Origin of the sequence: Stieleria sp. JC731, assembly GCF_020966635.1 — a bacterium.
In the GTDB taxonomy this organism is placed as follows: domain Bacteria; phylum Planctomycetota; class Planctomycetia; order Pirellulales; family Pirellulaceae; genus Stieleria.
Genome location: NZ_JAJKFQ010000001.1, coordinates 782,622 through 795,021, shown reverse-complemented (window position 1 = coordinate 795,021; position 12,400 = coordinate 782,622). Strand labels below are relative to the sequence as shown.

Sequence of the window (12,400 nt, the reverse complement as noted above, 5' to 3'; positions counted from 1 at the left end):
AATCCCTAGACAGCAATCCATCTTCAGCCTGAGACGCTGTGGCTGAGAATACGTTAATTTGGGCAATCCACCCAAGACCAAAATTGACTAATCAGCCTCGCTGAAGGAAGAATCAATCCTTTATACGGAACTCGAGCCTTTTGTGGGACTCAGACCGTCATCTCGATCGCGTCATTGGCCAATCGTCAACGACCGCGATGACACGACAACGTCGCCGATTTGACAGCTCGTGGGTTGGTGGCTTGCGGTTTTCGCAAAATGGCGGGTGCAACAATGCTTGCAAAAGAGGTCATTTCTTTCGGCAGAAGGTCAATGCACCAACAGCCAGTGTTGATCATGGTCCTTAGCGTTTACTGCGTGACGGCTCGATTGATACGATCCATGATCGCGCGGCCAACGCCGTCTAAGGGACACACATCGATCACGATCAGTTCACAGTCAGACTGGTCGGCGTCGCGAATCGCAGCGAATAGATTCTTTGCCACCTCATCTAAATCACCCGAGTCGCTAAGCACACGACTCCAGGCGAACGGAGCCGAACCGTCAGCGCTGGCGGCAGAGTCGCTTGCCGCGGAAAAGAAGATGCGTGCGATCCGCGTCTGTTGATTGACCGATGGATCGAACGAGTCGACTTTGACGAGTTTCGTATGAGGTGAGTAGTGCTTGCGCATCAAGCCAGGTGATGGCAGCGGTGACGCCGCATCGGACTTGATCCCCAAGATTCTGATTTCGCCAAAAGCCTCTTGAAGCTGTTCGATCGAGATGCCTCCGGGACGCAGCAGTTGTGGAACCGTAGGAGTCAAACGGACAATCGTGGACTCGACGCCGCAACGACACTCGCCACCATCGATCACCATTGATAAATCATCACCGAAGGCGGCAGCAACGTGATCGGCGCAAGTCGGGCTGACATAGTTGGAACGGTTGGCACTCGGCGCTGCGACAGGCTTGCCAAACTCTCGCAGCAAAGATTGCATCACCGAATGATCAGGTACCCTGACGGCCAAGGTTGTCGCGCCGGCGTTGACAGCCGGAGCGACCGAACCGGTCAGCGGAGCGACAACGGTCAGTGGCCCAGGCCAAAACTGTGTGGCGATATTCCATTGTCGACGAACGTTGAAATCGGATTCGACATCGATCCACGCTTCGGCGTCTTGAGCACTGGCAAAGTGTGCGATCAACGGGTTATTGGACGGTCGCCCCTTTGCCGCAAAGATCTTCAGGACCGCGTCTTGGTTGGTCGCATCGGCGGCTAAGCCATAGACGGTTTCGGTCGGAACCCCAACGAGTTCACCGGACGACAATGCAGCAGCCGCATCGCGGATAGATTCGTCGGTAGGTAAAACGATTTTCGAATCAGCCATGCTCTAGTCACCATCACACCCAAAGTACCCATCACGCTCCGCCGTGATGTTCAAGCGTCTTAGTACCCATCACGCTCCGCCGTGATGACTTCCCGCAAAACCCATCCCAGCAGAACCAATGCTCGGACGTCACAGGGACTGTGACGGGTACCATCTCCAAAGTACCAATCACGCTCCGCCGTGATTATCCACAATCCTCACGGTACCCATCACGCTCCGCCGTGATGACGTCCACAAAACCCATCCCAGCAGAACCAACGCCCGGACGTCACAGGGACTGTGACGGGTACCATCCCAAAGTACCCATCACGCTCCGCCGTGATTATCCACAATCCTCACGGTACCCATCACGCTCCGCCGTGATGTCCCAACTCAAACTCCCCCCAGAGCTTCAATCTGAGAAGCGGTCAACTCCGCAATCCCTGACTTCGCGACCTTAATCATCGCGGCAAGCTCATCATCACTAAAAGTCGCTTCTTCACCGGTTCCCTGGATTTCGACAAATCGACCACTACCGGTCATCACGACGTTCATATCCACGTCCGCGGCGTAGTCCAGTTCATAGTCCAGATCCAAACGCACTTGTCCGTCGACCACACCGACGCTGATCGCCGCGATCGAATCTCGAAGCGGACCGTTTCCGATTTCCGATTCGGGCAACTCGTTTTTGATCGCTTTGGCCAATGCGATAAAGCCACCAGTGATCGATGCCGTTCGCGTTCCGCCGTCAGCCTGCAATACATCGCAATCGACAACGATGGACCGTTCGCCCAGGGCTTCCAGATCCACGATGGCTCGGAGCGAGCGGCCGATCAATCGCTGGATCTCGGTCGTACGACCGTCAACTTTACTGCGTTCACGACGTTTTCGTGGCACCGTGCTCCCGGGCAGCATGTTGTATTCAGCCGTGACCCAGCCCTTGCCCTTGCCTTCCATCCATGGGGGAACGCTTGATTCCAGCGACGCGGTACAGAGCACGACGGTTTTGCCGGACTTGTACAAAACGCTGGCCGGGTGGTGTTCAAGGTAGCCGACTTGAATCTCGACGGGACGTAGTTGATCGGGCTGACGCATGGGGATTCCTACCGGCTTCCAAAGATTTTTGTGATTAGTTAAAGCGGAATATCCTACGGTGAACCATGGTTTTGGGTAGATGCCCATGTATTCGTGTGGTCAGTGTTATCGCTCGCTTTCTGACCAACTAGAATTTGAGCACCGTTCCCGTCATTCGACGCCAGAACCCCAAAGAACCGAAAAGGCGCTCAGCTGTGAGATTTGACCCCGCCCGATTGATCATCGCCGTCACCCTTGCGATTTTTTCGCTGACGGCTACGACCGATGCGCAATCGCCCGAAGCGGCGAACCCCAAACATATTGATCCCTACGATCCGTTTGCCCAGCTGGATCCGTGGTGGCCCACCCCCACGGACACGCGGATTGCATCCGGCGCCCCCGGCCCCGCTTATTGGCAACAGCGTGCCGATTATGAAATTGACGTGACCATCGATGACGAAAACCAGCGGATCATCGGAAAAGAAAAGGTTCACTATCACAACAAATCTCCCCACACCCTGTCTTACATTTGGGTGCAGCTGGATCAGAACCGATTCCGCCAAGGTTCCGACGCACTGACAACGGCAACGGCCCCGTCTCTTTCGCCACGAATTTCGTTCCAAGCGATGAAGACAATCATGGCCAGCCAAATTTTCGACGGCGGCTACAAGATTGCCGCGGTGACCGATGAATCCGGTAAGGAGTTGTCTTACCGTGACGTCGGAACCATGATGCGAATCGATCTGCCGGAACCGCTTAAACCTGGCAAGTCAACCACGTTCGGCATCGAGTACTCGTACAACATTGTTGACGCCAAAACGATCCGATCGCGCGGCGGCAAAGAGTACTTTGAAGACGACGACAACTACATCTACGAAATCGCACAGTGGTTTCCTCGCGTCGCTTCATACACCGACTTCGGCGCATGGCAACACAAGGCATTCCTTGGCCGTGGCGAGTTCACACTGGAACTTGGTGATTACATCGTCCGCATCACTGTGCCCGAAGAAATGGTGGTCGCTTCGACCGGCGTTCTGATCAACGGTGACGATGTGCTCAAGCCAGAATGGAGCGAACGTCTTGAGACTGCGAAAGAAGCGACCCGTCCGATGTTCATCGTCACGCCCGAAGAAGCCAAAGAGAACGAAAGCGTTCGCAGCAAGAAAACCAAAACCTGGGAATTCAAAGCCGACAACGTTCGTGACTTTGCATTCGCAGCCAGCCGAAAATTCATCTGGGATGCGATGGGTGTCGAAGTCGGATCACAAACCGTGATGTCGATGTCCTATTACCCCAACGAAGCCGAACCGTTGTGGAGCCAGTACAGCACCGAATCGGTCGCGCACACGCTGGAAGTTTACGGACGTTATTCATTCGAATATCCCTATCCGGTCGCGATCAGCGTCAATGGACCGGTCTACGGAATGGAATACCCAATGATCTGCTTCAACGGGCCGCGTCCCGAAGAAGACGGCACGTACAGCAAAGCGACCAAGTATGGTTTGATCTCGGTTGTCATCCACGAAGTCGGACACAACTTCTTTCCGATGATCGTCAACAGTGACGAACGTCAATGGACCTGGATGGACGAAGGCCTCAATACCTTCCTGCAGTACCTGACCGAACAGGAATGGGAGGAAAACTATCCTTCACGTCGCGGCGAACCCGCCAACATTGTCGGTTACATGCGAGGCGGTAATCAGCGACCGATCATGACCGGCAGCGAAGAGATCTTGCAGTTCGGTGACAACGCATATGGGAAACCCGCGACGGCGCTGAACATCCTTCGCGAGACCATCTTGGGACGTGAGCTGTTTGACCATGCGTTTCGCGAGTACGCGCGTCGCTGGAAATTCAAACGCCCGACACCAAGTGACTTCTTCCGCACGATGGAAGACGCCTCCGGAACGGACTTGGACTGGTTCTGGCGTGGATGGTTTTACTCGACCAAGCATGTCGACCTTGGAATCACCAATGTGCAGCTTTACCAAATTGATGCCGGTGATCCAGACGAAGCGGCCGAACGCAAGCGCCAAGAGAAAGACAAAGAAGAGCCTTCGATTTCAGAACTTCGTAACAAAGACTTGCCTCGCCGAATCGAATGGCAACCGGGTCTGAAAGATTTCTACAACAACCCGGACTACGACGAAGACAAAGTCGAAGAGGACGATCGCAAGTCGTTCCAAAAATTCCTCGACGGTCTCGACAGTGACGAACGCGCGATGCTTCGCCGCACGACGAATTTCTATGTCGTCGAATTTGAAAATCACGGCGGTTTGGTCATGCCGATCATCCTTCGTGTTTACTACGGCGATAGCACCACCGAAACGATGACGATGCCAGCACAGATCTGGCGTCAGAACAGCAAGCGTGTCAAAAAGCTGATCACGTCGGACAAGGAAATCGTTCGCATGGAGCTGGACCCGCACCAGCAGACCGCAGACGTCAACATGGGCAATAACCATTGGCCCGAGAAACTGGTTCCGAGCCGCTTCAAATTGTTCAAGAGTAGCGGAAAGTCCAAGAACCCAATGCAGCGTGAAAACGATCGCAAAGGCGACCAGGACAAGAAAGAATCGGAATCTGACGACAAGAAAGCCGATGAGAAAAAGGACGAAAGCAAGGACGCTGCGAAGCCAGAGGCTGAGAAAAAGCCAGAAGAGAAAAAGGCAGACCCCAAAGCCGAAGCGTCCGAAGAGAAAGAAGACAAAGCTGACGAAGAGAAGAAACCTGAGAAGTCAGAGGATTCTGAATGATCGCGTTTCTGCTCTGCAAAGTCGCATTTTGCTCTGTGCTGCTGCTGCACCCGGTTCACGAAACCTATAGCGAGATTGAGTGGAATCAAGACTCTCGATGCTGCGAAGTCGCCATGCGAATCCATGTCCTGGATGAGCAATGGATGCGTCGCAGTATCGAAGCTGACATAGACAGTGGCTGGGAACTGGACTACCTGCGAAAGCATGTCGTCTATGATCGCAGCGAAGCCAAGACGGCTGAATTGACTTCGAGCGACGGGAAACCTCGGTACACAGGAAAGCCGATCCGCTGGGTCGGGCGAAAGGTTGAAGGTGCATACGCGTGGTGGTTTTACGAAGTCGATTGCAAGGATGGTCGGCCTCCGAAAACCGTGTTCAGCAATTTGTTGTTTGACCGTGAATCGAATTACCATCACCAGTTCGTTCTTCTGGGACAGAAAAGCGACACTGGCAAAGACCCATCAACCGTGCTTTCGCAGCAGCATCCCGAAAAGCCCTTGAAGCTTGCCGTTGGCAAGGAAGAGTAAGCTGTACCAAACTGAACCGTGATCGTGCTGGCGACGGTTAAGTGACACACTTCTCGTGGCAAGGCTCCCGCCTTGCCACGCAATGGTTGCAGCCTCCTGGCTGCCCAGCGCACCCAACCGCGGCTAACGCCAAAGCGGCTCATTGCACCGACTGCTATCGCGACAGTCAGCATCGCCAAACTGAGCCGTGATCGCGCTAGCGACGGTTAAGTGACGCACCTCTCGTGGCAAGGCTCCCGCCTTGCCACGCACTGAACGCAGCCTCCTGGCTGCCCAGCGCACACAACCGCGGCTAACGCCGATGCGGCTCAGTTGCACCAAACGCAATCGCGACGGTCAGCATCACCAAACTGAGCCGTGATCGCGCTAGCGACGGTTACGTGACACACCTCTCGTGGCAAGGCTCCCGCCTTGCCACGCACTGAACGCAGCCTCCTGGCTGCCAACACACACAACCGCGGCTAACGCCGATGCGGCTCATTGCACCGACCGCAATCGCGACAGTCAGCATCACCAAACTGAGCCGTGATCGCGCTAGCGACGGTTTTGTGACACACTTCTCGTGGCAAGACTCCCGCCTTGCCATGCACTGAACGCAGCCTCCTGGCTGCCCAGCGCACACAACCGCGGCTAACGCCGATGCGGCTCATTGCACCAAACGCAATCGCGACGGTCAGCATCACCAATCTGAGCCGTGATCGCGCTAGCGACGGTTGAGTGACGCACTTCTGCAATCGGCAGGCGGAGCCTGCAAGACATCCCATGCGAGGCGGAGCCTCGCACGAGCAACACTTCTCGTGGCAAGGCTCCCGCCTTGCCACGCACTGGATGCAGCCTCCTGGCTGCCCAACGCACACAACCGCGGCTAACGCCGATGCGGCTCAGTTGCATCGCTCTAAAAGCAACCCGCCCTGCCCCGACCGGATCGAGTAAACTCTTCGGGTCCCACCTCCGAATTGCCACTCCTCCTTCGAGGCAAAAATGAGAAGCCTACTTTCTTTGGCGGCCGCCTGTTTGCTGCTCGCCACTCCCCTTCCCGCGTCTGACGAGACCGACCGTCAGTCCCAACCCGATGTCCCGACGGGTACCGTCACTTCGGCCGAATTTGCCAGCAGCAAAATCTTTCCGGGTACAACACGCAACTTCAGCGTCTACGTCCCGTCACAATACGATCCCAACCAGCCGGCCAACTTGATGGTCTTTATGGACGGTCGTAATTACGCGAAAACCAATGGTGCGTTTCGCGTTCCGGTGGTCTTTGACAACCTGATTGACCAGCAAGCGATGCCGACGACGATTGCGGTGTTCGTCGACCCTGGCACAATCAAAGCCACCAAAGCGGGCGCCGCTGACCGCAGTAATCGATCATTTGAATACGATTCCATGGATGATCGCTATTCAAAGTTCTTGATCGATGAATTCCTGCCTCACGCGTTAAAGGACTTAAACGTTTCATCGGATCCCGCCGATCGCGCCGTCTGTGGAATCTCATCAGGAGGCATCTGCGCTTTCACGGTCGCTTGGCACCGCCCCGACCAATTCGGCAAAGTGCTTAGCCATATCGGTAGCTACACCAACATCCGTGGCGGCTGGGCTTATCCCGGCCTCGTACGAAAAACCAAGCGAGATCCCAAACCGATCAAAGTCTATTTGCAAGAAGGTGTCGATGACTTGAGCAACCTGCACGGCAATTGGCCCTTGGCGAATCAAGACTTGGCCGCGGCACTGCAGTTTGCCGGCTACACCTACAAACTGGAAATGACCGATGGTGGTCATAGCGGACGCTGGGCCGGTGAAGTTTTCCCAAGTGCGCTCCGTTGGCTTTGGGACGACCAAGCAAAATCCACTGCGATTGCGTCGACTGAAACCAAGCCACCGTGGCAACCGCACCCTGATGCGGTCGCAAACGAAGACGTCCCTCAAGGCACCGTTCATGTGATGGAACCTTGGGAATCGAAGGTCTTCCCAGGAATGATTCGCGATTGGGCCGTTTACGTTCCGGCGCAGTATGACAAGAGCACTCCCGCCGCATTGATGGTCTTTCAGGATGGCGAACGAATGAGAGACACCAAAGGTCGATGGCGCATCCCCATGGTGTTTAACAACTTGATCGCTCGCGGTGAGATGCCGCCAACCGTTGCAGTATTTCTGAACCCTGGGCACGATCAATCCAAGCCGCGTCGTGGCAACAAAAGCAGCAACCGAGGCTACGAATACGATAGCTTGGGTGACCGATACGCTCAGTTTTTGCTTGATGAAATCTTGCCGACCGTGGAAGCGAAGTACAACATTTCCAGCGATCCTGAAATGCGTGCGATCGGCGGTTCCAGCTCCGGCGCTATCTGCGCCTTCACCGTCGCTTGGAATCGTCCTGATCAGTTTGGAAAGGTGTATTCCAGCGTGGGAAGCTTTACCAACCTGCGCGGCGGAAATGTCTATCCCGCATTGGTCCGAAAAACAGAGCCCAAACCGATTCGCGTTTACATGGCGGACACGAGCGGCGACGTCGACAACGCGTTTGGAAGCTGGCCATGGGCGAACCGACGAATGGCGTCAGCGCTGCAGTACATGGGCTACGACGTCCGCTTCGACTGGGCCGAAGGCTATGCACACAACGCCGACTATGGCAGCAGCCGTTTTCCCGAGGCGATGCAGTGGTTGTGGAGAAAAGAACCACATACCCCAAAAATCGATACCAGTGATGACCTACGTGGTGATTTGACATTGCTGCGTTTGCTGATTCCCGGTGAAGACTGGCAAGTGGTCGCCAAAGACCTTGGGTTTGCCGATGCACCTTGCGCCGATCAAAAAGGAAACTTTTATTATTCGGACATGCGTGCTCCAGCCGTCTACCGAGTCGACGCCGAAACGGGCGAACAATCGGTCGTCGCGAAAGAATCGATCAGTGGTCTCATGTTTGGCCCAGATGGCCTACTCTATGGCTGCCAAGGTTCGCAGCGGCGCGTGATCTCCATCGATCCAAACAACGGTACTGTGAAGGTACTTGCCGAAGATGTTCGCCCTAATGACTTGGCAATCACGGCGGATGGGACGATCTTCTTTACCCAGACGGCGGCAAAGCAGGTGATCCGCATTAATCCCGAGAATGGAGAAACGTCCGTTGCCGACGAAGGGATCAACAAGCCAAATGGGATCGCTTTATCAAACGACGGCGGAACGCTGGCAGTTTCCGATTACGGTGGCACGCACACATGGACTTTTCGAGTGAACCCAGATCAGTCCCTAGACGCCAAGATGCCGACCATGCCAATGAGATTGCCGATCGATCCGAAAGGCGAATTCAAGTTCAACGAACCGCCGCCCTATCAGGACTCGTCCAAAGGTGATGGGATGGCCGTTGATAAAGCCGGACGCTACTACGTTACAAGCCAGTTGGGCGTTCAAGTGTTTGATCCGACCGGTCGACCTTGCGGCGTTCTGCCAAAGCCAGACGACACTCAACCCCTCACAAGTTGTGTCTTGGCTGGTCAAGATCATAGCTATCTATATGTGACCAACGGTAAAACAATTTTCCGCCGCAAGCTGAGCGTCAACACGGATGAAACGCCTTAAATCTTAGGCAACATTCATCGCTATTTTATCAATCAATCCGACGCCCATCATTGATGTGCGTCGGATTGTCCGCATTGGCCCAAATGGGGTTTCCGATTTTTTTGTTCGATGCCACCATGGGATATCTCTTCGAAACAATTCACAATAGTGAGATATGCTCATGTCTGAATCTCATCGCAAAATCCATTTTGACCGTCTTGACGACGCAGTCGCTGAAGTAGAACGCTTGGCAATTATCCCGGTTAAAACGAGCGGTAACTTCACGTTCCCTCAGATTGTCGAGCACTTGGCAACCGCGTTTGATATCTCCTCGGGACACCAAACGCCTCCTCCGATCCCGTTCATCCTTCGATTGATCGGTCCATTGCTAGGTCGAATCGTTGCCCACCGTCCGATGAAACCCGGTCTAAAGCTACCGCAAAACGCTCAGGATTTCTTTTGGCGTGACGAGCAACAGTTGGATGAAGCGATGACAACGTTTCGTGAAGCCTTCAAACGCTATCGAGCCGTGGATAAGTTGCCTCGCCATCCAATCTTTGGAAACCTATCGCGTGACAACAACGAGCAACTTCAATGCCGTCACATGGAACTTCACCTGGGATTTGTCCATCCGGCATAGCAACCTGTCTAGTTGTCAGGTTTGGTCTTTCACAAAGTGAAAAGGCTGGAAGACATCAACCAGATCAAGACGCTACTGCGCGTTCTTGATTTTCGCTTTTAACAATTCCGACGCGTCTTGCTCTGCCTGTCGCAGGACGGTTTCAATCTTGACCGGCATGCCTCCCTGCTGCGAACTGGCTTCGGCGGCAGCCATGAACGCATAAAGCTCAATTGTTTCCGCAGGATCAATTGGCGGTTCACCGGTTCGGAAAAATTTGGCGATCTGAACGACCAAGGGTCGATATCCACCATAGTCACCGATCGGAACAATCGCCTTGTCACCAAACGCGGTCCCGCCGTAACTTTTCTTGCCGTTTCTCATTCCATGGAACGTGCCGATTCGACCGTCGCTCCAAACGCCAACAGCCAACTCGCGATCGTCTGTGGATGTCAACTGAACCTGCTGGCATCCTGGCCCCATACAGGTGTAAAGAGATTCACAGCCGTGGATCCCGTACCAAAACAATCGTGAATGCGTTGGCTCGGTTGATGCGGGGCTGAACGCATTGCACCCTAACACCGTCCCGGCAGCACCATTGCGAATCGCTTGTGCCCCTTCGCTGTATCGCAGCGATGAACTTGAAAACATCGGCACATCGAACTGCTCAGCAGCCCTATAAATCGCGACAACCTCAGCCAAATTCGAAGCCACAGGCTTATCGATAAACACAGGCTTTCCAGCTTGGAAAACCTGTAGTGCCTGATCCAGGTGAGGCTTCCCATCGTTGGTTTCTAAAAGTACACAATCAACTTTGCTCAGCAATTCGTCAATCGAATCAACAACCTCGACACCTAAGGCTTCAACTTGCTTTTGATAGTCAGGGATTCTGCTAAAGCTACTTTCGATCGTTCGGCTACCGAATGGGTACGCCGCGACGACGCGACAATTCATCATTTCGGGATCGGCGGGTTCCGCATTGAACGCCTTCGTAAATGCCGGTACGTGCGAGGTATCCAAACCGATGACTCCGATCCGCATGGTTTTATCCCCCTGGACATTCACCTCTTTAGATTTCTCGTCCTGAGCTTGGACGGTGGCACCTAAAACGACTGCGATAACCAAGGCCGCGGCAACACGCAGATAAAGTCGACGTATTCTGATATTCATACTGTTGGCTCCCACCCTTTTGCATATTCACGTGTCCACAGCGAGTTGGCTCCATCGCTATTGATTGGACGACCATCTTTGGGGTCCGTTTTCAATGACGTTCCAGTCCGATAAGCGATGTTGCCCAGATGGCAAAGCAGAGTGCTTTTGTGTGCAATTTCGATATCTGCGTTTGGCCGTTCGCCGTTTCGAACCGAATCGATAAAGTTCATAAAGTGCCCCTGGTCACCGGCTTCACCTTCGCCCTGGTCCACCTGGTTATCGCGATTATCAAATTGAACAAAGCCTTTGTCACGCAAGACAATCGATCCATCGGTTCCATGAAAACTGATTCCGAAACGTGAATCGTGCGGACCTAACGGAGACCAACTCAAACCTTCCCACGTGATCGTTTTGCCGCCTTCAAAATCGAAGGTGGCCATCATCGTGTCGGGTGTCTCTTGATCATCATCGTGACGGTACTTTCCCCCGCCAACCGAAACAGCGATGGGATAGTCCACCTGCATCCCCCATCTCGCAACATCCAGTGCGTGCACACCATTGTTGCCGATTTCACCGTTCCCCCAGTGCCAGTGCCAATGCCAGTTGTAGTGAACGACATTGTCTTTGAAGGGGCGATCTGGAGCCGGGCCTTGCCAAAGCTTCCAATCGAGCCATTCGGGCACCGCCGTTTGCTTGCCATGACCAATCGAACCACGTCGATTGTTGTACCAAGACCGCGAGTAAAGCACCTTTCCGATAGCGCCACTGTGAACCTTTTCGATGGCGGCCACGATCCCTGGCCAAGTCCGACGTTGGGTTCCCATTTGAACGATACGATCGTGTTTTCGAGCCGCAGCGACCGCCATTTCACCTTCAGCAGGTGTGTAGCTGCAAGGCTTTTCGACATACACGTGCTTTCCAGCTTTGCACCCCAAAATCGTAGCCGGCGCGTGCCAATGATTTGGCGCCGCACAAACCAAAACGTCGACGGAGTTGTCGTCTAACAAGTTTCGAAAATCGGTGATGGTCTTGGGAACCGTCGATTGCTTTTCGCCAACCAATTTCGCGACCCGATCGGCCGCTCGCCGATCGACATCACAGATGTACGAGATATCGACTTGGCCAGTCGCAAGCATACCTTTGGCAATTGCGGCCCCTCGTCCGTTGACTCCCATGATGCCAATCGACAAACGGTCGTTCGGCGAGACGGGATTCGTTTCGGCAGCCGCTTCGTCTTGCCCGCTAGCCCGATTGCTGCCGATTGACACTGCCGTCGTCGCCATCGCGGCTAAGAACAACCGCCGGTCCCGATTGGTGTTTTCGAATAGATTCATGGGATGCTCTCTTGGGGAAATCGAGTTGTCGCGATCGCGACAT

General features: G+C 54.2%; 8 protein-coding genes. 4 read left to right on the top strand and 4 right to left on the bottom strand.

From position 1 onward, the window contains the following. Positions 1-350 precede the first annotated feature (350 nt). On the bottom strand, positions 351-1,364 hold the full coding sequence (locus tag LOC67_RS02525; RefSeq protein ID WP_230260937.1) for an L-threonylcarbamoyladenylate synthase: 1,014 nt from the start codon (positions 1,362-1,364) through the stop codon (positions 351-353). A gap of 372 nt (positions 1,365-1,736) precedes the next feature. Next, complete coding sequence (gene rph / locus LOC67_RS02520) at positions 1,737-2,438, bottom strand: ribonuclease PH (protein ID WP_230260936.1); 702 nt, start codon at positions 2,436-2,438, stop codon at positions 1,737-1,739. A gap of 194 nt (positions 2,439-2,632) precedes the next feature. Here rph and LOC67_RS02515 point away from each other — a divergent pair, with 194 nt between their 5' ends. From LOC67_RS02515 to LOC67_RS02500, 4 genes are all read left to right on the top strand, one after another. Then, a complete protein-coding gene (locus LOC67_RS02515; protein WP_230260935.1) occupies positions 2,633-5,173 on the top strand; it encodes a M1 family metallopeptidase in 2,541 nt (846 codons plus the stop codon). Then, positions 5,170-5,700 carry a DUF6702 family protein gene (locus LOC67_RS02510; protein WP_230260934.1) on the top strand — a complete coding sequence of 177 codons (531 nt, stop codon included), beginning with the start codon at positions 5,170-5,172 and terminating at the stop codon, positions 5,698-5,700. Before LOC67_RS02515 ends, LOC67_RS02510 begins: the two co-directional genes overlap by 4 nt. Before the next feature lie 981 nt (positions 5,701-6,681). After that, on the top strand, positions 6,682-9,273 hold the full coding sequence (locus LOC67_RS02505; RefSeq protein WP_230260933.1) for an alpha/beta hydrolase-fold protein: 2,592 nt from the start codon (positions 6,682-6,684) through the stop codon (positions 9,271-9,273). 160 nt (positions 9,274-9,433) lie between these two features. Next, the gene (locus LOC67_RS02500; protein ID WP_230260932.1) at positions 9,434-9,892 is read left to right on the top strand and encodes a DUF1569 domain-containing protein; all 459 of its coding nucleotides are present in this window, start codon (positions 9,434-9,436) and stop codon (positions 9,890-9,892) included. Between the two features lie 72 nt (positions 9,893-9,964). Here LOC67_RS02500 and LOC67_RS02495 read toward each other — a convergent pair whose 3' ends face one another. Together LOC67_RS02495 and LOC67_RS02490 are read right to left on the bottom strand one after the other, a co-directional pair. Beyond that, positions 9,965-11,041, bottom strand: a complete 1,077-nt coding sequence (locus tag LOC67_RS02495; RefSeq protein WP_315861022.1) for a Gfo/Idh/MocA family protein — start codon at positions 11,039-11,041, stop codon at positions 9,965-9,967. Beyond that, positions 11,038-12,357 (bottom strand): Gfo/Idh/MocA family protein, encoded by a 1,320-nt coding sequence (locus tag LOC67_RS02490; RefSeq protein WP_230260931.1) that lies wholly within the window; start codon positions 12,355-12,357, stop codon positions 11,038-11,040. Before LOC67_RS02490 ends, LOC67_RS02495 begins: the two co-directional genes overlap by 4 nt. Positions 12,358-12,400: the final 43 nt, after the last annotated feature.